Below are 26,796 nucleotides of genomic sequence, written 5' to 3'. Positions count from 1 at the left end.
TCGTTGCTCCCTTCAGAGAACCTGCAGGCCGGGGATACCGTTCAGTGCCACGAGGCTGCCCCTGGTCGACACCGGGGCGCCGACCCTGTCGACGTAGGGGACCACCTTGAAGTCGGCCTGCCACCGGGCCCTCGTGATGTCGCAGGCGACGTAGCCGCGCTGGTAGCTGGAGAACCTGATGTGCGGGTTGACCGGGTCGGAGCCGCCGGCGGGCAGGCCGATCGCGGCGCTGCCGTTGCCGCCGCTGCTGATCGAGGTGCCGATGAACTCGACGCCGACGGTCGGCGAGGCCGGATCGTCGAAGTTCGCCTTGAGCTCCCCGGCGACGTTGTTGTGGAAGTCGCCGGTGAGCACCACCGGGTTGCTCACCCGCCGCTCGACTATGCCGTTGATCACTCGTTCCTTGGCGGCCCGGTAGCCGTCCCACATGTCCATGCTGAGTCTCTGGGCGGGTGCGGGGTCGTCGTCGAGCTGGCACATGGCGATCTGCTGGGCGAGGACGTTCCATCGGGCGCTCGTGGTGCCGAGACCATCGAGCAGCCACTTCTCCTGCTCGGTGCCCAGCATCGTGCGGGCGGGGTCGAGCCTCTCCGCGCAGTCGTGGCGCGGGCCGTCGCCGCACGCCTGGTCGTCGCGGTACTGCCGGGTGTCGAGGACGTTGAGCTCCGCGAGGTCGCCGAACGTGAAGCGGCGGTAGATCCGGGCGTCCGGACCGTCCACGGGCCGCGGCAGCCGCATCGGCAGGTTCTCCCAGTAGGCCCGGAAGCCGTTCGCCCGGATGACGAGGAAGTCCTCGGGTGTGACCTCCCCGCCGGGGCCCGCGAATCCGGCCCAGTTGTCGAGCACCTCGTGGTCGTCCCAGGTGACGATCCACGGGGCGGACTGGTGGGCGGCCTGCAGGTCGGGGTCGCTCTTGTAGAGGCCGTACTGGATCCGGTAGCGGTCGAGGGTGTCGCACTGCACCCGGAGCTGGTCGGGCACCGGGGTGTTCCGCATTCCGCCGCTCGCGGCGATCCCGTACTCGTAGATGTAGTCCCCCAGGTGGAGGATCACGTCGGCGTTCTCGTTCGCGAGGTGGCGGTAGGCGGTGTAGAACCCGTCCGGCCACGAGGCGCACGAGGCGAACGCCATCAGGAGACGCTCGGGACTGCTGCGGACCGCCGGTGCGGTCTTGGTCCTGCCGATCGGGCTGATCTCGCCGCAGGTACGGAAGCGGTAGAAGTATTCCCGGCACGGCCTGAGCCCCCGCACGTTCACGTGGACCGAGTGGCCGTACTCGGGAGCGGCCCACGTGCTGCCGTGCTTGGCCCGCCGGGCGAACGCCGGGTCCTCGGCGATCTCCCAGTCGACCTTGATCCGCCCGTACGGCATGCCGCCCAGGGGTTCGAGCGGCCGCACGGCGAGCCGGGTCCAGAGGATCACGCTGCCGGGCAGCGGGTCGCCCGAGGCGACGCCGAGCTGGAAGGGGTAGCCGTCCCCGCCGCTGGATCGTGCGGTCCAGGGGTCGGCGAGGTTGGTAGTGAAGGCCAGTGCCATCGCGGCGCCGGTAAGGCTGAGGAAGGCGCGGCGGGAGGGATCGCTGAGAATGCGAGCGAGCCGCCGATCGTCGTTCATGGTTCTCCCGGAAAGATGGGGGAAGAAGAAGATCGGCTCGCACTTTTAGCAATAGGAATGCGTTTTTAACAAGATTTAGCTTTATATTTCACAGCGAGTTTCTCAGGCCCCGCACGTCGTCGAGATAACGCCGGTAGGGCTCCTCCATGTCGTGACGGGGCTCGTACCAGCGCGTTCCCGCCGTCCAGGTGGCTTCGTCCACGGTAAGCCCGAACCTGCGGGCCGCCGTCAACGCCGCGCCCATGGCGCCCACCTCGGGTCCGCGGGCCAGCCGGAGCGGGCGCCCCAGCACGTCCGCGAAGATCTGCAGCCAGGCCTCAGAACCGGTGCCGCCGCCGCAGACGGCCACCTCCCCGGTCAGCCCCGCCGCCTCGAAGCAGTGCCTCGCCGCGAAGGCCAGCCCCTCGCATCCGGCACGGACGACGTCCGCCCTGGTCACGGCCAGCTCCAGTCCGTCGAGCCGGCCCCTCGCGTTCGGCTCGACGAACGGCGCGCGCTCTCCCGACGGGGAGAGGTACGGCAGGAAGCGCACGCCCCGCGCCCCGGGCGGGCTCTGCCCGAGGAGCGCGCCGAGCTCGTCGTGCCTGACTCCGACCAGGCCGAGCAACCAGTCGAGCGCCGCCGTACCGGTCATGGCGGGCATCGCGCGCAGCCAGCCGTCCGGCAGGCAGAGGGTCTGGCCGGCGGGCTCTCCGCCCAGGTCGAGGCGGTCGGTGATGACCTCGCAGGCGAGCGTGGTCCCGATGATCAGCAGGCCGTCGCCGGGCCGGGTGACGCCCGCCCCCGCGGCGCAGGCGGGCAGGTCGTACGGCCCCGCGGAGAGAGGGACGCCCCTGAAGGCGCCCCCCAGGATCTCTCCGGCGGGGAGCTCGGCGGAGACGGGCGGGAGCAGCCCCTGACGATGCTCCAGACCGCACAGACGGAGAAGATCGGCGTCGCGGACCCTCGTCCGCGGATCGGTGAAAAGGTTGGAGGCGTCGGACAGGTCCGTGGCGCGCACGCCGGTGAACCGCTGCATGATCATGTCCTTGCAGCGGGCGGCGGTGGTCGCCCGATCCAGCGTCTCGGGGCCGGTGCGGTCGAGGTGGGCGAGCAGGGGTGCGCCCGCACCGGGGAAGGCGGCGTTGCCGGTGCGCCGGAACAGCTCCTCGAACGTGCCGTCGCGCATCCATCCGTCCACCAGCGGGGTGGCGCGGCCGTCCAGCCAGGACAGTGCGGGCCCCGCGGGCCTGCCCTCGCCGTCGAGCAGCCAGAGCCCGTCTCCCTGGCCGGTGAGCCCGGTGGCCTGGACCTCGTCCGCCCGGACGCCCCGGGCCACGAGTCGCCCGAGGACGTCCTCGACGGCAGCGACCACCGTCTCCGCGTCCTGCTCGACCTGTCCGGGACCCGGGTGGGAGAGCGTCAGCGACCGCGACTCGACCGCCATCACCTCGCCGTCCGGCGCGAACGCCACCGCCTTGACTCCGGACGTCCCGGCGTCGACTCCGACGATCATCTCCAGCTCCTGCTCATAGGGGACCGCTGAACCAAAAAGGGGTGGTCAGCCGGTGAGGGACGGGGCGGCGACCGTGTAGGCGAGGGGCTCGTCGCGGCACCAGCGGGCCACCTCCTCGACCGCCATCCGGATCGCACGGTCGGCGGTCTGCCGGGTGGCCCCCGCCAGGTGCGGGATGAGGAGGGTGCCCGGTGCGGACCTCAGGGGGTGGGACGCGGGCAGCGGCTCCGGCTCGTAGACGTCCAGACCGGCCCCTCCCAGATGTCCCGACTCCAGGGCCGCCGTGAGCGCGTCCGTGTCCACGAGCGCGCCCCGCGCGGTGTTGACCAGGACCGCGCCGCGAGGCATCAGGGCCAGCTCGGCGGCGCCGATCAGGCCCTGCGTCTCGGCGGTGAGCCGGGCGTGCAGGCTCACCACCCGGGAGCGCGCGAGCAGCTCGGGCAGCTCCACCAGGGTCACGCCCTCCGGCAGCGAACCGGCGAACGGGTCGGTCACGAGGACGCGGGCGCCGAGCGCCTGGAAGGCGGCGGCGACCCGGCGGCCGATGGCGCCGAAGCCGACGATGCCCACCTCGGCGCCGTCGAGCTCACCGCCGCAGGCGTCGTACGCGTAGAGGTCGGAGCGCCACTGCCCGTCGCGCATCGTGGCGTGCACCTCGCTGAGGCGGCGCAGCACGCCCAGGGTCAGCGCCACGGCCAGCTCCGCCGCGGCGGGCGCGTTGCGTCCCGGGGTGGAGCACACCGTCACCCCCCGCGCGGCGGCCTCGGCGAGGTTGACGTTGACGGGCCCGCCCCGGGTGACCACGAGGAGTTTCAGCGCGGGGGCGCTCGCCAGGACCCGAGAGGTGAACGGCGCCATCTGGGTGATCGCGACCTCGACGTCCCGGAGCGCGGCGATCAGCTCGTCCTCGTCTCCGGACGCCTCATGCACCTCGGCGATCGGGCCGAAAGGCCGCATCGGCCACGGCCCGGTCAGGGACGTCACCGCGACGCGCTCGCCCAGCTCGGCGTGGAGCCCCTCGGCGACGGCGGAGGGCCGGACAAAATAATCTCCGGCGACCAGCACGTTCACAACATCTCTCAGCATGACCTGAAACGCTACCGCAATGATGTGAAAGCTAACATAGTTAATGTTAATTATCTCACCCGGTTGACGGAGGCAGGCCCCTTACGGGCGTCCCCCGATTCACCGCGCGGCGGGAGGGGTGGCGCCGACCCCGCCGAGGGCCGGCGCCAACGTGACGGTGGAGGTCACCGCAGTTTGCCGAAGAACGTACGGAGGTCGTCGACGAGCACGTCGGGCACGATGTGCGCGGCATAGTGGCCGCCCCGGTCGTAGGACTCCCAGTGCACGATGTTCGTGTGATCGCGGTCGGCGAACGTCCGCATGGAGACGAAGTCACCGGCGAACATCGCCAGGCCGGTCGGCACGGTGGTGGGCTCCTGGGGATGCGCGGCGCGCGCGTCCTCGTAGTAGAACCGGGTGGCCGACGTGGCGGTGCCGGTCAGCCAGTAGAGCATCGTGTTGGTCAGGATGAAATCGTCGTCGACGTCGACGGTGTCGCCGAAGAGCTGCGCGTTCCACCCGAGCAGCCCGACCGGCGAGTCGTAGATCGCGTACGACAGGGTCTGCGGCTGCTGCGAGTGCAGCGTGTTGAACGACATCTTGTTGTCGTAGAACCACTGCAGCGTCTCCAGCGCCTTCTGATCCTCCGGGGTGATCTTCTCGAACTCGGCCGGGTCGCCGGACGGAAACGAGAAGATCTGCGTGACGTGCACGCCGACGACGTGCTCGGGGTCGATCCGGCCCATCTCCGGCGCGACGAACGAGCCGCCGTCGTTGCCGGCCGTGCCGTACTTCTCGTAGCCCAGACGCCGCATCAGCTCCACCCACGCCCTGGCGGTGCGATACCGGTTCCAGCCCTTCTCCCTGGTCGGACCGGAGAAGCCGAAACCGGGCAGCGACGGGATCACCACGTGAAAGGCCTGCCCCCCGCCGGCCGGGTCGGTGAGCGGCTCGATGACCCTCAGGTACTCCACGATCGAGCCCGGCCAGCCGTGCGTGAGGATCAGCGGCAGGGCGTCCTCGTGCGGCGAGCGGATGTGCAGGAAGTGGATGTTCTGCCCGTCGATCTCCGTGGTGAACTGCGGGTGCCGGTTGATCGTGGCCTCCCAGGCCCGCCAGTCGTACCCGTCGCGCCAGTACTCGGCCAGCTTCCTCACGTACTCCACCGGCACGCCGTAGTCCCAGCCGGCACCCGGGATCTCGTCGGGCCAGCGGGTGCGGCCGAGCCGGTCGTGGAGGTCGTCGAGGTCCGCCTGCGGAACGTCGATGCGGAACGGCTTGATCTCGGTGTTTGTGCTCATGCCGGAAACACTACGGACCCTTCCGGTCAACCTCTGTCCTGAAGTCCGGGCAGACTGAAGACATGCTGGAGACCTCGGCGCGCCTGCTGCGCCTGCTGTCGTTGTTGCAGGCCAGACGCGACTGGCCCGGCGCCGACCTCGCGGAGCGGCTGGACGTGAGCGAGCGGACCGTGCGCCGTGACGTCGACCGGCTGCGCGAACTCGGATATCCGGTGAACGCCACCCGGGGCACCGACGGCGGGTACCGCCTGGGCGCCGGCGCCGTCATGCCGCCGCTCCTGCTCGACGACGACGAGGCCGTGGCGGTGGCGGTCGGGCTGCGGTCCGCGGCGGCCGGAGGCGCCGTCGCGGGCATCGAGGAAACCTCGGTACGCGCGCTCGCCAAGCTCGAACAGGTGCTGCCGTCGCGGCTGCGGCACCGGGTCAACTCGCTGCAGACGTACACCGAGCCGGTGCCGCCCGACCACCCGGGCCCTGTGGTCGAACCGGCCGTGCTGAGCGCGCTGGCGGCGGCCTGCCGCGACCGGGAACGGCTGCGGTTCGACTATCGCGGACACGACGGGTCGACGAGCGTCCGGGCCGTCGAACCGTACCGGCTCGTCTCCTGGGGTCGCCGCTGGTACCTCGTCGCCTGGGACGTCGACCGCTCCGACTGGCGCACCTTCCGGGTCGACCGCGTCCAGCCCCGCACCCCCAACGGACCGCGCTTCCCGCCCCGCGACCCGCCCGAGGGCGGGGCGGCCGCGTACGTCGCGCGGGGCGCGTCGGCCGCCGCGTGGCGCTACCACGCGCGGGTCCTCGTGCACGCGCCCGCCGAGGTCGTGACCGAGCGGATCAACCCCGCGGTCGGCGTGGTGGAGGCCGTGGACGAGCGGACCTGCCTGCTGCACACCGGTGCGGACAGCCCGAACACGCTCGCCGTGTACCTGGGCCTGCTCGACCTCGACTTCGAGGTCACCGAGCCTCCGGAACTCGTCGAGCACCTCCGCACCCTGACGGCCCGCTACGCCGGCGCCGTCGCCGCCTGCCCGCCGGCGTGAAAGCGATGGGGCCCGTACGGAGAACAGGGCTAGAGCTCGGCGACCTCGACGTTGCGATGCTTCTCGCGCAGGCGCTGGACGGCGTCGGCGGGAGCGCGCGCGTCGACGACGATGAGGTCGAAGTCGTCGAGCGGGGCCACCCGGTGCAGCGCCACCCTGTCGAGTTTGGAGTGGTCGATGGCGAGGATGCGGCGGGACGCGGAGCGGAGCATCGCCCTCTTGACCAGCACGATCTCCTGCTCCTGGTGGAAGGCGTAGCGGTCGGAGATCGCGGAGGTGGAGACGATCACCACGTCGGTGCTCATCGCCTCGACGGCGTCCACGCAGGCGACGCCGAGGAAGGAGTCGTGCGTGGGGTGATACTCGCCGCCGAGCGCCATCAACCGGATGCCGGGCGCCGCCGCGAGCAGCTTGATCGCCTCCAGGAAGTTCGTGACCACGGTGAGCGGGGTGACGTCGCCCAGGTGCCTGGCCACCGCGAGGGCGGTCGTGGAGTCGTCGAGCATGATGGAACTGCCGGGCTCGACGAGCCGCGCGACGTGCCGCGCGATCGCCTCCTTCTCCTCCTGGTTGGCGGTGAGCCGGTAGACGATGTTGCTCTCGAAGACGTTGGAGGCCTGCGCGGTGGCCCCGCCCCGGAACTTCCGTACCATCCCCTGGCGTTCGAGCTCGTCCAGATCGCGGTGGACCGTCATCACGCTGACCGCGAAGGCCTCGGCGAGTTCGGTGACCGAGGCCGAACCCTGGCGCATGACGTGCTCGGCCATCGCCTGACGCCGGGAGGCGCCGCCGGCCGTGTGCTGACGCGAATTCACCTGGCGAGCTCCAAGACTGTGTTGATCGCGCATCGTAGCGCTATTGGATCGGAGAGTTGAAACGCCGCAGCGCCGGACCCCCCGGGCCGAAGACCAACTCGGTCACCGAACCGTGCTCGATGACCGGCAGCCGCCTGCGGTAGTCGACCAGCGGGATGTCCAGGAGCCCGCACAGGGCCAGGCGCAGGATCGTGTTGTGCGCGACCACGAGGATCCGCCCATGTGAACCGAGCTCCCGCAGGCACTCGGTGACCCGCTCCACGGCCTTGACCGGGTCTTCCCCGCCGGGCAGGAAGTCCGCGACGGGATCGGCCTCGAAGCGCCGCACGACGTCGGGGTCCATCTCGGCGCGGCGGAGCCCCTCGGCGACGCCGAAGTCCAGCTCGCGCAGGCGGGGATCGGTCCGCAACGGCAACTCCGCGGCGCGGGCCGCACCGGTGGCGGTGTCGCGGGCGCGCAGCAGGGGCGAGGACACCACGCCGTCCAGCTTGGCCCCCCGCGCCCAGCTCGCGAGCAGCCGGGCCTGGCCCTGCCCCACCTCGTCGAGGGGGACGTCGGTGACACCCGCGTAGCGTTTCTGGACGCTCCACTCGGTACGTCCGTGCCGGGAGAGAAAGATCGTCATAACGCGACCGCCTTCGCTGCGAGTCCGGTGGTGAGGTGATCCCGCTCGGCGAGCGCGCCGGCGAGCAGAAAGATCGTCATAAAGCGACCGCCTGTCCGGTGGTGAGGTAGTCCCGCTCGGCGAACAGAAAGATCATCATGACGCGACCGCCTTCGCCGCGAGCTCGGTGGTGAGGTAGTCCCGTTCGACGAGCGCGTCGACGAGCAGGCGGAAGCTCTGCTCGAACCGTGCCACGCGGTCCGGGCGGGGGTCGATCCGCTCGCCGCGGGGCACCATCTCCCGGGCGGTCTCGTCGAGCGAGCGCCCGGACGAGGCCGCGAGCACGGCCATGCCGACCGACGCCTCGGGGTAGCGGGGGATCTGGACCGGCATGCCCAGGACGTCGGCGCGGAGCTGGCACCAGTAGCGACTGCGCGTGGCTCCGCCGACCAGCGCGAGGGGCTCGGAGACGGGGGCGCCGAGCAGGGCGAGGGCGGCCACCCCCAGCCGCTCCCCGTACGCGACGCCCTGGAGCAGCGCCGCGTAGTGCTCGGCCTCCGGCCCGATCTCGCCGACCACGACCTGCTCGGCGTCCGGCCGGTAGAAGGGGAAACGCTCACCGCGGGCGGTGAGCGGGTAGATGACGGCCCTCGCGGGTTCGTACCGCGCGGCGGCCTCGTCGAGGGCGGCCAGGTCACGGCCGGGGAACACCGAGGCCAGCACGCCGGCGCCGACGTTCGACGCGCCGCCGGGCAGCCAGCCGCCGTCGGGGTGGCGGTGGCTGTAGACGGCTCCGTTGGGGTCGCGCAGGAGCTTCTCGCTCACCCCCTTGAGCACCAGCGTGGTGCCCAGCACGGACACCCCGCTGCCGGGCGTCAGCGCACCGGCGGCGATCTGGCCCGCGCAGCCGTCGGTCATGCCCGCGACGATCTCGCACCCCTCGGGGAGGCCGGTGAGGGCGGCGGCCTCCGCCCCCACCTCGCCGATCGGGCTGCCCGGGCGCACGACGGGGCCGAACAGGTCGGAGGGCAGGCCCAGCCTGGACATCACCTCCAGTGGCCAGCGCTCCCCGAGCGAGTCGTAACCGCTCTTCAGCGCGTGGCTGGAGTCGGTCGCGGTCAGCTCGCCCGCCAGGCGCGCGGTCACGAAGTCGGCCGAGTGCAGCAGCCGTGCGCCGGTGGGCAGCCCGCCGTTCTCGGCGAGCCAGAGCAGCTTGGGCAGAGCCCACGAGGCCTGGATCCGCACGCTCAGATCGTCCCAGAGCTCGCGTCCCGCGGCGGTCACCCGCTCCACGTAGGGGCGGCCCCGGTCGTCGTCGTACATGAGGGCGGGCGAGACGGGCCTGGCCGCGGCGTCGGCCAGCACGATCGTGCCGGAGGTGCTGCACACCGCGAGCGCTCGGATCCGCCCGGGGGCGAGGCCCGCCGTGGCCTGCCGGCACGCCGCGACCGCGGCCCGCCACCAGTCTTCGGGGTTCTGCTCGTGCCCACGTCCCTCGCCGCGAAGGCTGTCCAGCGGGGCGGACCCCGTCGCCAGCGGCGTGCCCCGGCCGTCGACGACGGTCACCCGCACCCCCTGGGTGCCGATGTCCATCCCGGCCCACGCGGGATCACCTGTGAAGTTCTCAGAACCCATGCGCCCTCTCATGCCCCGACCACGACGGATTCCCGCAGCGGTCACTCTTGACACTCAGATCTGGTGGCTCATAGTCTCCACCCATCGTTCACAAAATCACACCATAAGTCGTTAGATTTAACAAAGAGATAGCAGGAGGATGACAGGTGACGGTCGCGGCCAGGCTGACGCCGTACGGACTGCGCTGCGAGCACCGCCGGACGCCGCTCGGCGTCGGCGAGCCCCGGCCGCTGCTGTCATGGCGGCTCACCTCGGCGCAGGCGGGCGACGATCCGGTGGCCTACGAGCTGCGGGTCGGCATCCGGCCGAGCGGCGGGATCGACGATCCGGAGACCGGCGGCTCGGCAAACAGCCAGGTCCCGGGGGTCGGCGACTCATCGGACGGCGAGGCCGGTGAACCGGAGACCGACAGCCGGTCAAGCGGCGAGGCCGGCGACTGGTCGAGTGGCCGGGTCGAGGATCCCGCCGCGATCGGCGCGGTCTACGGCGGCCCACCGCTCCTTCCCCGCACGAGGTATGTCTGGCGCGTCACGGTCTGGGCGCAGGACGGCACCGCCGGCAGCGCGGAGTCGTGGTTCGAGACCGGCCAGGACCTCTGGCAGGCGTCCTGGATCGCGCACGACCCCGACGCCGTCGAACACGTCGACCCGCCGACCGAGGGCGACCAGGCGCTCAGCCACCACGGGCTGCTGCCCTGCCCCCAACTGCGCACGGGTTTCGCGAGCACCGGGGTGAGGAGCGCCAGGCTCTACATCAGCGCCAAGGGCCTGTACGAGGCCAGGGTCAACGGCCACCGGGCCGGCGACGCCGAGCTCGCCCCGGGCTGGACCGACTACCGCAGGCGGATCCAGTACCAGGTCCACGACGTGACCCCGTTCCTGCTCGACGGCGAGAACGTGCTGGCCGTGACGCTCGCCGACGGCTGGTGGAGCGGCTTCGTCGGGTTCGACCCCCGCCGTCCCGGTTACCACTACGGCCGCTTCCCCGAGCTCATCGCCGAGCTCCACCTGACCTTCGAGGACGGCTCCACCCGGATCGTCACCACCGGCGAGAACTGGCGCACCGGTCACGGCAGGATCCGCTACGGCGACCTGCTCAAGGGCGAGTGCCACGACGCCCGCGCCGAGACCCCCGGCTGGGACCTGCCCGGCTTCGACGACTCCTCCTGGCGCCCCGCCGTGGTCACCGGGGACGACCACTCCCTCCTGGTCGCCTCCCGCGACGAGCCGGTGCGCGCCCTCGGCGAGCTGCTCCCGGTCTCCTCCATCCCGGTCCGGCCCGGCGTGCACCTGGTCGACTTCGGGCAGAACATCGCGGGCCGGGTGCGGCTCACCGTACGGAACCGGGAGCCGGGGCTGCGGGTGACCGTACGGCATGGCGAGAAGCTCGACGGCGACGGCCGCCTGCACACCGCGAACCTGCGCACCGCCGACGCGACCGACGTGCTGATCACCGCGGGCGGGGCGGAGGAGGTGTTCGAGCCGCGTTTCACCTACCACGGCTTCCGCTACGCCGAGGTGAGCGGACTCGACCGGCTCGACGACATCCGGGCGGTCGTCCTGCACAGCGACACCCCGCAGGCCGGCACGTTCGAGTGCTCGGACCCGGAGATCAACCGGCTGTACGAGAACATCGTCTGGGGCCAGCGCGGCAACTTCGTCAGCGTCCCCACCGACTGCCCGCAGCGCGACGAGCGGCTGGGCTGGCTCGCGGACGCGCAGGTGTTCCTGCCCACGGCCTGCTTCAACGCCGACGTCTCCGGATTTTTCAGTAAATGGATGCGGGATGTGGTCGACGCCCAGTCACCCGAGGGCGGGTTCTCCAACGTCGCCCCGCTGCTCATCGGGGTGGCCGACGAGGGCGCGCCGGGCTGGGCGGACGCGGGAACGCTGATTCCCTGGCACCTCTACCGGACCTACGGCGACGAGAGATTCCTCGACGTCGACGCCATGACCCGGTGGGTGGACTTCGTCGCGCGGCACAACCCCGACCTGATCTGGCGGCACCGGACCGGACCGCACTTTGCCGACTGGCTGTCCCCCGGCCCCGCCACCCCGCGCGAGGTGCTGGCCACCGCGTTCTTCCACCGCAGTACGGCGCTCACCGCCGAGGCCGCCCGGGTGCGCGGCCGGCACGGCGAGGCGGAGCGTCTCGGGGCCCTGGCCGCCCGCATCCGTGAGGCGTTCACCGCGGAGTTCGTCGGCGACGGCGGCCTGGTCGAGGGCGACACCCAGACCGGATACCTGCTGGCGCTCGCGTTCGGCCTGCTCACCCCCGAGCAGGGCCGCGACGCCGCCGCGCGGCTGGCCGCGCTGGTCGAGGAGTCCGGCCCGCTGACCGGTTTCCTCGGCGTCAACCTGCTCTGCCCGGTGCTGTCCGCGCACGGCCGCGACGACCTCGCACACGCCCTGCTCCGCAGGACCGATCCGCCGTCGTGGCTCTACCAGGTGCGCCACGGCGCGACCACCGTGTGGGAGCGCTGGGACGGAGTCGGGGCCGCCTCGATGAACTCCTTCAACCACTACGCGTTCGGATCGATCGGCGAGTGGCTCTACAGCGGCGTCGCCGGGATCGATCAGGCACCCGGCTCCGTCGCCTACCGGGAGCTGGTGATCCGGCCCCTCCCCGGCGAGCTGAGCAGCGCCCGCGCCTCCTACGAGTCGGCGCGCGGCCTCATCTCGGTGAGCTGGCGAAGCGACGACAGAGGTTTCCGTCTTCAGGCGCACATCCCACCCGGCGCCACGGCGACGGTGCACCTGCCCGGCGGCGACATCCGCCGGGTGACCTCGGGGGACCACATTTTCGAGCTAGTCCGAGGAGAGAAAGCATGACCGACCTTCGCGACGCCAGAATCAGCCGCGCACAGTTCTTCCGCATGATGGGCGGCCTGGCAGTGGCAGCCGCAGCCACCGCGTGTTCCACCAACCCCCAGTCGGGCGGCACCACCGCCACCGGCGCGAGCGGCGCCGCGGCGGTCGACCTGAAGTTCGTGGGCGTCGCCGACCAGAAGGCGCCCATGGACGCGCTGCTCGCCGCCTACAAGCAGGCCAAGGCCGGCGTGTCCATCGCGGCCTCCTACGCCCCGACCGACCAGGTGCAGACCTCGCTGCGCACCCAGCTCGGCGCGGGCAACGCCCCCGACCTGCACGTCGTCTACCCCGGCAGCGGCAGCGCGATGTCGATGACCGAGATCGCCAAGGCCGGGCTGCTCGCGGACCTGTCGGCCCAGGCCTGGACGCAGACGATCCCCACCGGGTTCAAGCCGGCCTTCCAGCAGGACGGCAAGACCTTCATGTACTCGGCGGGCTCGTCGGTCATCGGCGCGATCTACAACAAGAAGGTCTTCCAGGAGGCGGGCATCGACGCCCCGCCCACCACGTGGACCGAGTTCCTCGGGGTCTGCGAGAAGCTGAAGAAGGCGGGCAAGGTCCCGATCGCGCTGGGCGCGCAGACCCCGTGGGTCACCCAGCTCATCAACTACGCGCTCGTGCCCTCCACCGTCTACGCGAAGGACCCGACCTTCGACGACAAGCAGTCCGCCGGGCAGACCAGCTTCGCCCAGTCCGGATGGCGCGACGCCATGGAGATGTATCTGGAGCTGCAGAAGCGCGGCTACTTCAACGACAAGCCCAACGGCACCACCTTCGAGCAGCAGACCTCGATGGTCGCGACCGGCAAGGCCGCGATGGCGATCCAGGTGTCGGCGGTGCTGCCCGCCTTCCGCGACGCCGCCACGAGCCCCGACGACCTGTCGATGTTCCCGCTGCCCGGATCCGACGACGCCGCCACCGTGTGGATCCCCGCGGGCGTCGTCGTGGGGCTCGGCGCGAGCGCCAAGGGCAAGCACGCCGAGGAGGCCAAGGCCTTCATCGACTTCCTCGGCAAGCAGGAGAACATCAACACCTGGGCCAAGGCGGTCGCCGCGATCCCGCTGACCCAGGACGCGAGCTCCACGATCGACCCGGCCGTGGAGTCGTTCCTGCCCTTCACCAAGGACCGGGCGGTGCCGTTCATGGACCAGCGCTGGCCCAACGCCGAGGTGCAGCCGACCCACTTCGCGGTCGTCCAGGAGTTGCTGTCGGGGAAGAGCACGATCGACGAGGCGCTGAAGAAGATGGACGAGGCGTACGCGAAGTGAACGGTCCACACTTCGTGACAGGTCCGGGCCACGTGGCCGGCTTGGGCCCTGCGACAGGCCCGGGCCACGCGCCGAGCCTGGGCCCTGCGACGGGCCCGGGCCGCGCGAGACGGCACGCCGTTCCGGGCGGATGGGAGATCCCGTGACCCTGACCACCCAGCCGCCGGTCGAGACGCCGCCCGCCGTGCGGGCACGGCGGGCCAGGCGCGCGGCCTCGTTCTCCCCCTCCTGGTGGTTCGCCGTCCCCGCCCTGCTGGTCTACGCGGGGGTCGTGCTCTACCCGAGCATCGTGGGCGTCTTCTACGCCTTCACCGACTGGAGCGGGATCGGCGAGGGGAAGTCCTTCGTCGGCCTGGCGAACTTCCGGGCGATCCTCGGCGACGAGCAGGTCATGGGCTCCCTCGGGAACACGCTCCTGCTGACCGTGGCGATCCTGGTCGTGCAGAACGGCGTGGGGCTGCTGCTGGCGCTCGGCGTGCACGCCAAGCTGAAGAGCAGGACGCTGCTGCGGGTGATCTTCTTCTCACCCGTCGTGGTCAGCCCGGTCATGGTCGCCTTCCTGTGGAAGTACGTCTACACCCCGGACCCCTCCGCGGGCCTGAACGGCCTGCTCGGCCTGGACATCGACTGGCTGGGCGACCCGTCGGTCGCGCTGTGGTCGATCGCGGGCATGGTCGTGTGGCAGTACGCCGGCTACTCGATGGTCATCTTCCTGGCCGGTCTGGAGGGCGTCCCGAAGGAGCTGCACGAGGCCGCGATGATCGACGGGGCGGGCACGCTCCAGCGGTTCCGCTACGTCACCTGGCCGCTGCTCGCCCCGGCCCTGACGATCAACCTGATGCTCTCCACGATCGGCGGGCTGAAGCTGTTCGACCAGGTGTTCGCGGCGACCAACGGCGGTCCCGGCTACGCCACCGAGACCCTGTCGACCGTCCTGTACAAGCAGGCGTTCGTCTACGGCAAGTTCGGCTACAGCACGGCGATCGCGCTCGTGCTCGCCTTGTTCGTGGCGGCGGTGTCGCTCGTGCAGATCTACTACCTGCGCTCCCGGGAGGTAGCACAGTGAGGTCCAGGACCTTCCTGCTGGAAATCGTCATGATCGCGGTGGCGGTGGCGTTCCTCTTCCCCGTCTACGCGCTGGTCACCCTGTCGCTGAAGAGCCCCGACCAGATCTCGCAGACCCCGCTCTCGCTGCCGAACCCGCCGACCACGGCCAACTTCACCGAGGCGTGGTCGGCGGCGGCGCTCGGCCCGTCCCTGATGAACAGCACGCTGATCACGGTGGCCAGCCTGATCGCGCTGATCGCGCTGGGCTCGTTCGCCGCCTACTTCCTGGCGCGGACCGCGACCCGGCTCGGTTACGGGCTGTACATCCTGTTCCTGCTCGGCATCGTGCTGCCGTTCCAGCTCGGCATGATCCCGCTGTACGAGCTGGTCAGCGACCTGGGCCTGATCGGCACGCACGCGGGGATGATCATTTTCTACACCGGCGTCCAGATGCCGTTCACGATCTTCCTCTACACCGGTTTCATCCGGGCGCTCCCCCGCGAGTACGCGAGCGCCGCCCAGATCGACGGCGCCTCGCACCTGACGGCCTTCACCAAGGTCGTCTTCCCGCTGCTGCGGCCGATCACCGGCACGGTGCTGATCCTCAACGCCGTGTTCATCTGGAACGACTTCTTCACCCCGCTGCTCTACCTCGGCGGTTCCGGGTTCGAGACGATCCCGGTGAGCGTCTTCGCCTTCGTCGGCCAGTACGTCTCCGACTACGGCCTGGTCTTCGCGGGGCTGGTGCTGGGCGCGCTGCCGATCGTGGTCGTCTTCCTGGTGCTGCAGAAGTATGTGATCAAGGGCTTCTCCAGCGGCCTGAAGGGCTGACCCATTTTCCGCGGCCCGCGCCGCGCCGGAGGTATTCGATGAACGTGTTCGACGTGCTGCGCGACCCGCCCCGCAGCCACTCTCCCGCCGCGATCTGGTGGTGGAGCGGTGAGCCGCTGCGCAGGGACCGGCTGCGCTGGCAGATGGAGCGCCTCGTCGCGGGCGGCGTGCACAACCTGGTCATCCTGAACCTGGCCCCGTCCGGCCCGCTGTTCGGCGCCGACGCCGACGACCCGCCGTTCCTCTCCGAGGACTGGTGGGAGCTGCTGGACGGGGTCTGCGAGGACGCCCTGGAGATCGGCGCCCGCCTGTGGTTCTACGACCAGCTGGGTTTCTCCGGCGCCGACCTGCAGGCCCGGCTGGTGCAGGAGAACCCGGGCTTCGCCGGGCAGTGGCTCGCCGCCGACGGCTCGATCTCCTCCCGCGGCTTCGACTACCTGTCCCCCAGGGCGTGCGAGGTGCTGCTCGACCGGGTGCACGGCGAGTTCGCGCGACGGCTGGGCCACCGGTTCGGCAGCGTGATCGTCGGCTCGTTCCAGGACGAGCTGCCGTCGATGCCCACGTGGTCGGCGACGTTCGCCGAGGAGTTCCTCGCCAGGCGCGGCTACCCGTTCTCCCAGGACGGCGGTCCCGCCGTCTGGCGCGACTACCAGCGGACCAGGGCCGAACTCGCCGAGGAGGCGTTCTTCCGGCCGCTGTCGGAGTGGCACGCCGAGCACGGCCTGCTGAACGGCTGCGACCAGCAGGACCCGGCCCGCGCGGGACACCCCGTGGAGGGCGTCGAGCTGTACGCCGACTACACGCGCACGCACCGCTGGTTCAGCGCGCCCGGCTCCGACCACCACGGCGACGCCCGGGTGCACTCCTCCCTCGCCCACCTGTACGGCCGGCCGCGCACGTGGATCGAGGCGTTCCACTCCAGCGGCTGGGGCGGCACGCTGGAGGAGACGTTCGACTGGCTGCTGCCCTGGCTGCGGGCGGGGGCCAATCTCTACAACCCGCACGCGGTCTACTACACGACGAGGGCCGGCTGGTGGGAGTGGGCGCCGCCGTCGACCGACTGGCGCCAGCCGTACTGGCGGCACCACCGCGTCTTCGCCGACGCGGTCACCCGCCTGTGCGCGGTGCTCTCCCTGGGCCGCCACCTCTGCGACGTCGCGGTCCTGTTCCCCACGGCCACCGCCCAGACGGGATCCGGAGACAGCGGGCGGGACGTCGCCGTACGGACGTCCAAAAACGACGGCCGGGACACCGCGGCACGGTCGGGATCCGGAGACGGCGCGCGGGACACCACCGCAGACAACGAGCGAGCCACCACCCAGGCGGGATCCGGAGACGGCGCGCGGGACACCATCGCAGACAACGAGCGAGCGACCGGAGACGGTGCATGGGACGCCGCTGCGCGGGCGCAGCGGGTCTACCGGGAGCTCGTGGGCGACATGGCGTGGTTCCAGACCGTTCCCGGGGCGCTCGACCGGCTCTGCCTGGACGCCGACGTGATCGACGACGAGTCGATCCAGCGCGCGGTGGTCACGGGCGGCAGGCTTGAGGTGTCCACCGAGTCGTACGGGGTCATCGTCCTCCCGGCGGCCACCGTGCTCGACGAGGTCGTCGCCGAGCGCCTGGACGCGTTCGCGGCGGCCGGCGGCCGGCTGATCGCCGTCGAGGCGCTTCCCGACTCGCCGCGGCTCCGCAGGCACTTCGAGGAGGGGACCGCGCGCTTCGCCGCGTCGGCCGCGGATCTGGAGCGGGCCCTGGCGGGGTTCGTCCCCCGGGTCGAGGCTCCCGTGCCGCCCCTGGTGCGCGAGGTGGACGGCACGACCGTGGTCTTCCTGACCGCCGCGTTCCCGCGGGCGAGCGAGATCAGCGTCGGCAAGCCGGACGAACGCGGCGTCGAGCTGGGCTGGCTGGACGCGACCTGCGACTTCGACCCCGGCCGCTACCGGCGGGAGATACGGGTACGGGTCCGCGGCGTGACGGGCGCCCCGCTGCTGGCGAGTCCCTTCGGGGGCGAACCCCGCCCCCTGCCGTACACCGTCGCCGACGACGTCGTCGAGGTGACCGTCCCCTTCGACGACGGCCCCGCCGCCCTCCTCCTGTTCCCCGCCCCGGGGACGGTCCCCGGGCTCCCCGTCCCCGGAACGTCCTTCGAGCCCTCCATCCCTGGGACGCCCTCCGAGCCCTCCATCCCTGGGACACCCTCCGAGCCCTCCGTCCCCGGGACGCCCTCCGAGCCCTCCACCCCCGAAACATCCTCCGAGCTCTCTGCCCCAGGGACGCCCTCCGCCTCCCCGGAGACGTTCTCCGAGGAGGCGGCTCGGGACGCGACCACCGAGCGGACAGACCCGGGGAGAGGCGCCGAACCCTTGAGTTCAGCGGCAGACCCCGGAGCGCGGCGCGAGCCGTACGCGCGGGAGATCGACCTCGGCGACGAGTGGGACATGGAGCTCGTGCCGACGCTCGACGACACCTGGGGCGACTTCGGCACGTCCGCCACCATCGAGCGGTGGGAGGTGGAGACGCCGGACGGCGACCCCGTGCACGTGACGTTCGGTCCGCACGGCCTGCAGCGGACCGGCGACGGCGACTGGCAGCCCGCGGTCTGGTCGACCTCGCGCGGCCTGCGCAAGGACCCGATCCACCGCGACACGCTGGGCCCGAAGGGGCACGTTCCCGAGGAGTTCCTCGACTTCGGCCCCGTCCCCGCGGGCCGGGCCGCATGGTTCCGCACCCACGTCACCGTCCCCGGCTCACCGGAGGCCTGGCTGGTCGTGGGGGCGGCGACGGCGAAGGAGGTCTGGGTGGACGGGGTGGAACTCCCCCTCGACGACTCCGGATACCTCGCCGTCTGCCCGGCCCCGCTCGCCCCCGGCGAGCACCTGCTGGAACTCCGGCTCACCCCCGACGAGGACCTCCTCACGCTGCGGGCGCACGTGTCCCTGACGGCGGACCCGGGAGCCGCCCGCAGGCCCGAGTGGATCACCGGTCCCGACATGGAGACGGTCGTCGAGGCAGAGGAGGGGACACTCCAGGTCGCCTCCACCGCGACCTGCCTGGTGCTGGTGAACGGCACCGAGGCCGGGCGGCAGGGCGGGTTCGACCCGTACGCGGAGGCGGACATCCCGCGCGTACGCCGTTACAACGTGTCGCACCTGCTTCGTCCCGGTCCCAACACGATCCGGGTGGAGTCGGAGGGGGCCGTGCTCGTCGACGGCCTGGTGGTCTCCGGTCCCGGCTGGTCGAGCCGTCCTCCCGTACGGCGACGCCAGCACGGCGACCCCGCCGCGCTCCACCTCCGTCCCCGCCCGCACCCGCTGCCCGAGGCCGGATGGATCGACGCGCGCGCCACCGCCCTGCCCGCGACCTTCGCGGTGCCGGACTCGGCGGAGCGGGTCGAGCGGTTCCTCGTGGACGTCCCGCCGGGCGCGACGCTGATGGAGGCCGACGCGCACGGCCCGGTCCGGGTCCTCGTCGACGGCGTCGAATCCGGTCTCCCGGCCGTCCTCGACGGCTCGGCCCGCCGGGCCGAATTCCAGGTGACGACCCGTCCCGGCTTCCAGGACGGCGCGGCTCTGGCCGGACCGGTCAGGTTCGCCTGCGGGCCCGGACGGATCAGGCTGGGCGACTGGGAGTCGCAGGGTCTGGCCGGATACAGCGGCGGCGTCCGCTACCGGACCACTCTCCGGCACCCCGGGCGGGCGCGGCTCGATCTGGGACGGGTGCGCGGCACGGCGGAGGTGATCGTGAACGGGCGTTCGGCGGGGGTGCGCGTCTGCTGGCCGTACACCTTCGACCTGAACCTGGACGCGGAGGAGAGCACGATCGAGATCCTCGTGCTGGGCACGCTGGCCCCCTACCTCGACGCGGTCAGCCCCACCCACTTCATCTTCCCCGGCCAGCGCGTGACGGGCCTGTTCGGCCCCGTGATCCTGAGAACGGAGGACGCCGCGAGCCCCGGCCCACACCAGGTCACCTGAACCGCGGGAGCGGCAGACAGCGCGGCCGCGTCCCCGTCGCGAGGGAGAGTGCTCCCCGGCCGGGTTTAGCCTGGACAGGACGTACGGCTGGCTGGTTCAGCGACCTCGCCGGTGCCGCACGCGGACGTTTGGCGATGGGTGGGCGATGACGACGATGTCGGCGACGCGACTGCTGCTTCTCGGAGTGGTGCGCACACACGGGCAGGCGAACGGCCATCTGGTGAACGCCGAGCTGGAGTCATGGGGAGCCGGGAAGTGGGCCGGGCTGAAACCGGGCTCGATCTACCAGTCGCTCAGGCAGCTCGCCAGGGAAGGCCTGCTGGACGCCGGCGAGATCCACGAGTCGCCGGAACGCATCGACTACAAGATCACCACGAAGGGAACGGCCGAGTTCCTGCGCCTCCTCCGCAGCGCCCTCAGCCGTCCGGACCACCGTCCGGAGACGCTGGGAGCGGCTCTGGCGCTGCTGCCCGCGCTGCCGAGGAAAGAGGCGATCGCCCTGCTCAGGGAGAGGCTCCGCGCGATGGAGGCGGAGCATGCGGAGATCCTGGACCGAGCCGCCGGGCGGGGAGAGCCGTCCCACATCCGGGAGCTGCTCGGCATGCAGGCGTGGTCCACCGCGAGCGGCGCCGACTGGGCACGCGGGCTGATCGCAAGGCTGGAGAACGGCGACCACGTCATGGCCGACGAGGACGACCGCCCCGCCGGAACGGCCCCGATCCCCAAGCCGTGATCCAGGAAAACCCGCTGCCGCTCCGGCGACCGCTCCACCTCCGTGACCTGCCGGAGCCGTTTCAGAGTCTGAACATCCGCGTCCTGGTCGATCGCGGGATCGGGTGGCTCACGCGGGGCGCAGTGAGCGGCTGACGTCGATCCAGCGGTCCAGAAGTGCCGAGGCCGCGCCGGAGTCGACGGCCTCGGCGGCGCGCTTGCAGGCCTGCCGGATCGTCTCGGTGAGAGCGTCCGGAGCCGGGACGCCCTCGGCCGCCACGACGGCGGCGGCGGCGTTGAGCAGCACGATGTCGCGCACCGGTCCCGGTTCTCCCGCCAGCACCGCGCGGGCGACCCGGGCGTTGTGGACGGCGTCCTCGCCGCGAAGGTCCTTGAGGGTGGCGGGGGCGATGCCCAGCTCGGCGGGGTCGAACCGGGTCTCGGTCACCGTGCCGTGCCGTACCACCCAGACCGTCGAGGGGCCTGACGTGGTGAGCTCGTCCAGCCCGTCGTCACCGCGGAAGACCAGCGACGAGCCGCCGCGTCCGGCGAGAACGCCCGCGATGATCGCGGCCATCCGCGGGTGGGCGACGCCGACCGCCTGCGCCCCGGGCCGGGCGGGATTGAGGAGCGGGCCGAGAAAGTTGAACACCGTCGGAATGCCGAGCTCGCGCCTCGCGTCGGCCGTGTGTTTCATACCCGGATGAAAGAGCGGGGCGAAGCAGAAGGTGATGCCGACCTCCTCGGCGACCAGCGCGGTCTGCTCCGGCGGCAGGGTGATCACCACTCCCAGCTCCTCCAGAACGTCCGCGGAACCGGAGGAGGACGAGGCCGCCCGCCCACCGTGCTTGACCATCTTCACTCCGGCGGCCGCCGCGACGACGGCGGCCATGGTGGAGATGTTGACGGTGTGGGCCTGGTCCCCGCCGGTGCCGACCAGGTCGACCAGGTCGCCGGAGACCTGGATGCCGTGGCCGAACATGCCCTCGGCGAGCCCCGACACCTCGGCGACGGTCTCCCCTTTGGCCCGCAGGGCGACGGCGAAGCCGGCGATCTGCGCGGCGGTCGCCGCACCGGTCCTGATCTGGCCCGCCGCCCACGCGGTCGCGGCGTCCGGCAGCGGCTCACCGTCGAGGAGCGCGTTGAGAAGCGCGGGCCAGGTCGTACGATCTGCCGGCGGGTGGGATTGTGCTTCGGTCATCTCTGACGTCTCCGATGTCGAGGACTCGACGCGGCGGCTGCCTGTGGAAACGACGACGGCCGCCTCGTCGAGGCGGCCGGTGGTGCGCTGGAACCCGTGGACCGCCTACAAGGCGGGCCACCACTGGTTCGAACGCATCATCATGGCGGAAAGGTATCACCGGCCCGGCCCCCGTGTCGCCGAGCCGGTGCTCCATCTCCGGCTGTGGGTGCTGCGTCACCTGAACGCCATTTCCGACGTCGCCCGTGCCGTTGACTGGGGACAGGCCCTGGTCGCCGACTGCGAGAGAACACTGGGCCCAGGCCACACAACCACTCTGAACTCCCGCTCCGCCCTCGCGTACGAGCTCTGGACACTTTCGCCCGGCTTCCCGACCCGGGGAATCCCTTCACCGAGATGGTGCGATCGCATCTGGAACGGATCAGAGGGGGGTCGGCGGGGGGCTAGGGATCAGAAGCGGCAGCGCTGGGGGGCGTCGAAGCGGGGCGGCGGGCCGGTGAGCGCCGACCGCACCGACCGCTCCAGGACGGAGAGATCCAGGCCGCGCAGGCGCAGGGGTGCCACCAGGTTGGCCTCCGTGTTGCTGATGAAGCGCGGCGGCCCGCCGTGCTTGTATCCACGGCTGTGGAACAGGAAGGGGTGCGCGAGGACCACGTCGCCCGCCTCCCCGGTCAGCTCGTGGAAGTTGCCGATGGGCTCGGCCAGGACCGCTTCGAACAGCTCCAGGTGGGTGAGCCCGCCGGGATGCTCACCGAGCACGCGTGCCGTACGCCGGTGGGATCCCTGTGCCACGAGGGTGCCGCCTTCACGGGGAGCGACGTCGGAGAAGAGCCCGATCAGCAGCAGACCCTGGTTCGGGGCGTCGATCGTGTGCCGGAACCAGTTGCCGTCGATGTGCCACCCCTCGGTGGGAATGGCGTACGGAAGCCGGGCCCCGTAGGAGAAGTTGACCGGCCAGAAGCCCCATTCGCGCAGGCCCCGCCAGCGCCCGGGGCCGACGAGCTCCTCGATCGCGGCCGCGAGCCTGTCGGTGAAGCAGTCGAGCACCTCGGGGACGGCCAGTCGCTCCTCGATGTCGTAGGCCCCCGGCCAGGTGGCGGGGTCGTCCTCGCGGATGCCGGCCTTCTCCTCCATCCGCCGCCACACGCGGGCTCGTGCGGCCGGGGCCCGCCGGGCGTCGAAGGCTCCGCGCAGGACGCAGAAGCCGCGCTCGACGAAGGCGTCCAGGTCTGCCTCGCGGAGGACGTTCACCAGTAGAGGCTCCAGCGTCCCGAGCACCACACCCCGTGGCCCTGCAGGGTCAGGCGCTCGTCGTCGGGCTCCACCCGGGCACACGGCGCCACCTGGTGGAGGATGTGCCCGGAGTGCATGACGAGGCGGCCCACCGTGTACGCCACGTGCTGACGGGGATGGAAGCGCTGCAGGTCGGACGCCCCGTCTATCCATCCCTTGTCCAGCGCCTCCCGGAACTCCTCGTAGGTGGCCTCCCAGACGTTCAGTCCTCCACCGGCGCCGGGCAGCCGCAGGGGAAGTGTGAACGAGATCAGCCTCGACAGGTCCGCACCCGGCGGCCACTCCATCGCGCGGTACTGCATGTCGAAATGGATCGGCGCCTTGGGCTTGGTGAACACCGCGGGCGCCAGCCACACGTGGAAACCGGGAAGGGCCAGGTTCTCGGGATAGTGCACGGGCTCCTTGAGGTGCTCTTCGAGCATCTGGGCCAGCCGTCCGTACAGCCAGCCGAAACGCTCCCACAGGACGGGCCGGTCGGCCCGCGCGTGGGCGTAGTAGCCTCCGCCGTCGGGGTTCTCCGCGAGGTCCAGGTAGCTGGGCGATCCCAGGGTGAAGAACGAGGCCGGTTCGGCCCCCCGGGGCGTCCAGTGCGAGCGCAGCGCGTACACGTCCTGCCTGGTCCGCGCGCTCTGCTCCTCGTCCAGCACGTCCAGAGAGGTGATCATGTCTTCTCTCCCTCCAGGAGGCCGACCAACGATTCGCTGATGGCGCCGCCGGCCCGGCGGTCGTACCAGTCGTAACCCGGCATGGGATTGACCTCCAGGCACCAGTGGACGCCATCGGCGTCCCGCTTGAAATCCCACCCGGCGAACTCCATGCCGAAGGTCCGTGTGTGCTCGACCAAGGCCTCGGCCAGGTCCGCCGGGAGCGTGTAGGGCGTGAAGACGGCGTCGTCGTCGACCCGGTAGTCGACCGCACCGGACCGGATCTGCTCCGCGTGCACGTGGGATCCGCACACGTGCACGCGCACGTCACTGCCGGCGACGTATCGCTGCAGGTGGACGGGGCCCTGTCCGCCGACGAAGGTGTCGAAGTCGGCGGGGACGACAAGCCTGCCCGTGGCGCGGACGCCGGAGAGCGTCTTCACGATGGTGGGCCCGGCAGCCGAGAAGGCGCGCAGCCGCTCTCGGCCGGAACTCGTCAGGCTCTCCGGGACGGAGAGGCCATGGCTCTGGAGGGTGAACTCGTGGAGCGGTTTCGACGCGTTGTCCGACCACGCGCCCGGCCGGTTGACCACGGTGCCCGGCACCGCTTCGAGCCAGGCGAACAGCCCCCTGACCAGACCGTGCCACCGGGTTGCGGCACGCGTGTCGTCCTGGAGGGCGGACAGGTCGATGAGCCTGCAGTAGTAGGACGCGGCGGGGTCGAGATCGTGGCGCTCGTCGCCGTCCGACACCCAGCCGGCGCCGTCGTCGGGAACGGCGAGCCGCCAATCACCCCGCGTGGCGACGTCGCGCAGGTCGATGGGGACCACCCGCGCCCCGAACCGGCGCGCCTCCGCGACGAAGTGCTCGAACGTGCCGTCCGACGCCAGACCCAGGGCGTAGATCATGGGAAGAGCAGCTTCATGAGATGCGGACCGAACCCCAGCCAGACCATGCGCAGCTCCTCCAGACCCGGGTAGGGCTCCACGTTGACCAGGAGCGCGTCCTCGGCGTCCGCCGTCACGCGCCAGGTCACGGCGGTGAGGGTCAGCCCGAGCCGCGCCGAGACGGCGAGGCTGCGACCTTCGAGGTCCAGATGCTCCAGGTCCGCGGTCGTGCACCGCCAGGCACGCCCCTCGAGGACGACGACGATCTCGAAGGCGGGGTCGGAGTCGGACCAGCGCCCCCGGTAAGGTCCCTCTCCCACGGGTCGTTCGGGCCATGGAGAGGTCGTCAGCGTCCCGGTGTCCTGCACCCACCACCTGTCGCCTTCCGGCACGCCCGGCTCGGGGTAGGTGGAGGCGAAGACCTCGGCCGACCCGTCGTGCACGCCCGCCCTCATCGCGGTGAGCGCCGCCGAGTAGGACACCTGGCCGCCCAGCGAGTGGGCGGAGGGCCGGTTGACCACCGGAGCGGGCGACAGCGCGGCCACCGCCCACAGCTGCGCGAGGCACTCGTTGAACTGGAACTCGGCGTCGACGTCCGTACGGAGGACGGGTGGTGCGGGCAGCCGCAGGATCATCGGCAGCACGGGCTCGACCGTGGCCCGCCCGCCGATGACGGAGAGCGTGAAGAGCTGCGCGGCCTCGAACACGTCGAGCACGGCGGCCGTCCGGCCGTGCTCCCGAACGTATGCGGCCAACTCGGCCGCGACCTTGTCGGCGGGATCGGCGACTATCACGAACTCGATGCCGACCGGAGCCACGGCCACGGGCGCCGAGCCGGCTTCGGCGACGGGTACGGCCGCCAGATCCAAATCGGGCACGGTGACCGGCCCCGAATCGGGAACGACCAGCGACCCCGAAATGGGCACGGCCACCGACTCCGAGACGGGCACGGTCACCTGTCCTCGGTCGGGCACAACCGGCGGCCCCGAATCGGGTAACGACTCAGATGACAAGGCCGCGTCTCCTCAGCAACCGGGTTGCCCGTGACGCGCGGAGCGTCTCCAGAATCTCGGAGGCGTCGTCCTCGGGAACCGACACCAGAGCTTCGCCGACGGTCGCCCCGGACCGGGTCGCATCCGCAGCCGCGAACACCTTGCGCTCCGCGGAGACTCCCGACCAGTCAGAGCGGTCCTTGCTGTCCTTACCGTCCTTGAAGTCCTTGCCGTCTTTGCTGTCCTTGAAATCCTTGAAGTCCTTGCTGTCTTTCCCGTCCTTGCCGTCCTTGTAGTCCTTGTTCTCCTTGCTGTCCTTACCGTCCTTGAAATCCTTCCCTTTGTACGGGCTGGACGTGGGCGACCGCCCGGGAGATTCCTCATCGAAGACACGACTCACCATGGGCTGCATCAGCAGCCTCGTGACGACGTCTCTCCGATCGGACGTCGTAAGAAACGGCATCACGCGCGATTCATCGACCACCCATGCCATCGGCCTTCCCTTTCTGGAGGAGATCGCACTGTTCGCGATACAGGTGAAGCGCCGCGGACAACGCCTTCTGGGCGGTGGCGTCGTGCGGATTGAGATTGCAGATCAGATGACTGACTCCGTGCGCGGCGTACCCGAGGAACCCGGCCGCGATCTGTGCGGACGTCCCCGACAGCACCGGCCGGTCATCGGGCAGGTCGGCGGGTGAATCGCCGGGGACGACGTTCACGCCCACGGTGATGTCCAGCGAGGCCGGGTCCCGTCCCACCTCGGCGCATGCCGCGTTCACGCGCTCCGGCCAGTCGCCCAGGGTCGACGGCCCGCCCAGCCAGCAGGTGTTCCACATGTCGGCGTGGCGGGCGGCCAGGCGCAGCATCCTCGGCTGGAAGGCGGCCACCAGGATCGGCGGGCCAGAGGCGCGGACGCCACGCGGGCGCAGCTCACCGCCCCGGATGCGAATGTGCCGCCCCTCGAAGTCGAGCGTGCCCGTACGCAGCAGGGAGGTGATCACATGGAGCGACTCCTCGAAGCGTGAGACCCGATTCTCGAAGGGGACGCCGAACGCCTCGAACTCCGGCTCGTGCCATCCGCTGCCCAGGCCGAGGATCAACCGGCCCTCGCTGACCTCGTCGAGCGTCACGGCCATCTTGGCCAGCACCGCGGGATTGCGGAACGCCGTACAGAGCACCAGGGTGCCCAGCCTGACCCGTCCGGTGGCTTCCGCGAGTGCGGACAGAATCGTCCAGGATTCCCAGATGCCCTCGGTCGGTTCGCCGGGGGCACCACGGAACAGCAGGTGGTCGAAGACCCAGACCGAGTCGAAACCCGAATCCTCAGCCGAGAGCGCCAGGGCGCGAATCTCGGAATACGAAGGTTGTTTCCAGGGGTACTCCGCGAGCGGTAGGACCACGCCGATTTCCAATAGCGCCTCGCAAACCGGACCGCCTCAGACCAAGGTAGGCACAACGTACGCCGATTTACGCGACCGGGGAATCGGGGTGACCGGATACAGACGC

At 71.1% G+C, this 26,796-nt stretch carries 21 protein-coding genes; 7 read left to right on the top strand and 14 right to left on the bottom strand.

Features of this window, described 5'->3' with window-relative positions; translation table 11 throughout:
* Positions 1–12 precede the first annotated feature (12 nt).
* The 4 genes from CHC08_RS33260 to CHC08_RS33245 all read right to left on the bottom strand — a co-directional run bounded on the left by CHC08_RS33260 (position 13) and on the right by CHC08_RS33245 (position 5,475).
* Positions 13–1,614: an alkaline phosphatase D family protein gene (locus CHC08_RS33260; RefSeq protein WP_089211344.1), complete on the bottom strand. Its 1,602-nt coding sequence runs from the start codon at positions 1,612–1,614 to the stop codon at positions 13–15.
* Positions 1,615–1,702: 88 nt separating this feature from the next.
* Entirely contained in the window at positions 1,703–3,109 is a 1,407-nt protein-coding gene (locus CHC08_RS33255; RefSeq protein ID WP_089211343.1) for an FGGY-family carbohydrate kinase, read from the bottom strand.
* A 45-nt stretch (positions 3,110–3,154) separates the two neighbouring features.
* Positions 3,155–4,195, bottom strand: coding sequence for a 2-hydroxyacid dehydrogenase (locus CHC08_RS33250; protein WP_089211342.1), 1,041 nt, complete (start codon positions 4,193–4,195; stop codon positions 3,155–3,157).
* Positions 4,196–4,359: 164 nt separating this feature from the next.
* Positions 4,360–5,475, bottom strand: coding sequence for an epoxide hydrolase family protein (locus tag CHC08_RS33245; RefSeq protein WP_089211341.1), 1,116 nt, complete (start codon positions 5,473–5,475; stop codon positions 4,360–4,362).
* 62 nt (positions 5,476–5,537) lie between these two features.
* Here CHC08_RS33245 and CHC08_RS33240 point away from each other — a divergent pair, with 62 nt between their 5' ends.
* Positions 5,538–6,515 (top strand): helix-turn-helix transcriptional regulator, encoded by a 978-nt coding sequence (locus tag CHC08_RS33240; RefSeq protein WP_089211340.1) that lies wholly within the window; start codon positions 5,538–5,540, stop codon positions 6,513–6,515.
* A 29-nt stretch (positions 6,516–6,544) separates the two neighbouring features.
* Here CHC08_RS33240 and CHC08_RS33235 read toward each other — a convergent pair whose 3' ends face one another.
* The 3 genes from CHC08_RS33235 to CHC08_RS33225 all read right to left on the bottom strand — a co-directional run bounded on the left by CHC08_RS33235 (position 6,545) and on the right by CHC08_RS33225 (position 9,569).
* Positions 6,545–7,330, bottom strand: coding sequence for a DeoR/GlpR family DNA-binding transcription regulator (locus CHC08_RS33235; RefSeq protein WP_089211339.1), 786 nt, complete (start codon positions 7,328–7,330; stop codon positions 6,545–6,547).
* Positions 7,331–7,370: 40 nt separating this feature from the next.
* Complete coding sequence (locus tag CHC08_RS33230; protein ID WP_089211338.1) at positions 7,371–7,955, bottom strand: histidine phosphatase family protein; 585 nt, start codon at positions 7,953–7,955, stop codon at positions 7,371–7,373.
* A 135-nt stretch (positions 7,956–8,090) separates the two neighbouring features.
* Entirely contained in the window at positions 8,091–9,569 is a 1,479-nt protein-coding gene (locus tag CHC08_RS33225) for an FGGY-family carbohydrate kinase (protein ID WP_089211337.1), read from the bottom strand.
* Positions 9,570–9,715: 146 nt separating this feature from the next.
* Here CHC08_RS33225 and CHC08_RS33220 point away from each other — a divergent pair, with 146 nt between their 5' ends.
* The 6 genes from CHC08_RS33220 (at position 9,716) to CHC08_RS33185 (ending at position 20,295) form a co-directional block, all read left to right on the top strand.
* Positions 9,716–12,400, top strand: coding sequence for an alpha-L-rhamnosidase (locus CHC08_RS33220; RefSeq protein WP_089211336.1), 2,685 nt, complete (start codon positions 9,716–9,718; stop codon positions 12,398–12,400).
* A complete protein-coding gene (locus CHC08_RS33215) occupies positions 12,397–13,707 on the top strand; it encodes an extracellular solute-binding protein (RefSeq protein ID WP_089211335.1) in 1,311 nt (436 codons plus the stop codon). Before CHC08_RS33220 ends, CHC08_RS33215 begins: the two co-directional genes overlap by 4 nt.
* Before the next feature lie 142 nt (positions 13,708–13,849).
* A complete protein-coding gene (locus CHC08_RS33210) occupies positions 13,850–14,773 on the top strand; it encodes a carbohydrate ABC transporter permease (RefSeq protein ID WP_089211366.1) in 924 nt (307 codons plus the stop codon).
* Complete coding sequence (locus tag CHC08_RS33205) at positions 14,770–15,585, top strand: carbohydrate ABC transporter permease (RefSeq protein ID WP_089211334.1); 816 nt, start codon at positions 14,770–14,772, stop codon at positions 15,583–15,585. The genes CHC08_RS33210 and CHC08_RS33205 overlap by 4 nt, the downstream gene beginning before the upstream one ends.
* Before the next feature lie 38 nt (positions 15,586–15,623).
* A complete protein-coding gene (locus tag CHC08_RS50885) occupies positions 15,624–19,562 on the top strand; it encodes a hypothetical protein (protein WP_218825610.1) in 3,939 nt (1,312 codons plus the stop codon).
* 145 nt (positions 19,563–19,707) lie between these two features.
* Positions 19,708–20,295: a PadR family transcriptional regulator gene (locus CHC08_RS33185; RefSeq protein WP_245878709.1), complete on the top strand. Its 588-nt coding sequence runs from the start codon at positions 19,708–19,710 to the stop codon at positions 20,293–20,295.
* A gap of 108 nt (positions 20,296–20,403) precedes the next feature.
* On the opposite strand, the gene trpD is transcribed toward CHC08_RS33185, so the two are convergent.
* From trpD to CHC08_RS33150, 7 genes are all read right to left on the bottom strand, one after another.
* Positions 20,404–21,474, bottom strand: a complete 1,071-nt coding sequence (trpD, locus tag CHC08_RS33180; protein WP_089211333.1) for an anthranilate phosphoribosyltransferase — start codon at positions 21,472–21,474, stop codon at positions 20,404–20,406.
* A 450-nt stretch (positions 21,475–21,924) separates the two neighbouring features.
* On the bottom strand, positions 21,925–22,725 hold the full coding sequence (locus CHC08_RS33175) for a phytanoyl-CoA dioxygenase family protein (RefSeq protein WP_089211332.1): 801 nt from the start codon (positions 22,723–22,725) through the stop codon (positions 21,925–21,927).
* Positions 22,722–23,432: a hypothetical protein gene (locus CHC08_RS33170; RefSeq protein ID WP_089211331.1), complete on the bottom strand. Its 711-nt coding sequence runs from the start codon at positions 23,430–23,432 to the stop codon at positions 22,722–22,724. Before CHC08_RS33170 ends, CHC08_RS33175 begins: the two co-directional genes overlap by 4 nt.
* Entirely contained in the window at positions 23,429–24,319 is an 891-nt protein-coding gene (locus CHC08_RS33165; protein ID WP_089211330.1) for an ATP-grasp domain-containing protein, read from the bottom strand. The genes CHC08_RS33170 and CHC08_RS33165 overlap by 4 nt, the downstream gene beginning before the upstream one ends.
* Positions 24,316–25,254, bottom strand: coding sequence for a hypothetical protein (locus CHC08_RS33160; RefSeq protein WP_218825609.1), 939 nt, complete (start codon positions 25,252–25,254; stop codon positions 24,316–24,318). The genes CHC08_RS33165 and CHC08_RS33160 overlap by 4 nt, the downstream gene beginning before the upstream one ends.
* Before the next feature lie 46 nt (positions 25,255–25,300).
* On the bottom strand, positions 25,301–25,783 hold the full coding sequence (locus tag CHC08_RS33155; protein ID WP_089211329.1) for a hypothetical protein: 483 nt from the start codon (positions 25,781–25,783) through the stop codon (positions 25,301–25,303).
* Positions 25,764–26,690: an LLM class flavin-dependent oxidoreductase gene (locus CHC08_RS33150; RefSeq protein WP_218825608.1), complete on the bottom strand. Its 927-nt coding sequence runs from the start codon at positions 26,688–26,690 to the stop codon at positions 25,764–25,766. The genes CHC08_RS33155 and CHC08_RS33150 overlap by 20 nt, the downstream gene beginning before the upstream one ends.
* Between the last annotated feature and the right edge of the window lie 106 nt (positions 26,691–26,796).

The sequence above is a fragment of the Streptosporangium subroseum genome (assembly GCF_900188345.1).
Classification (GTDB): Bacteria; Actinomycetota; Actinomycetes; order Streptosporangiales; family Streptosporangiaceae; genus Streptosporangium; species Streptosporangium subroseum.
The sequence above is the reverse complement of the archived record's forward strand: the minus strand, read 5'-3'. Positions and strand labels throughout refer to the sequence as shown.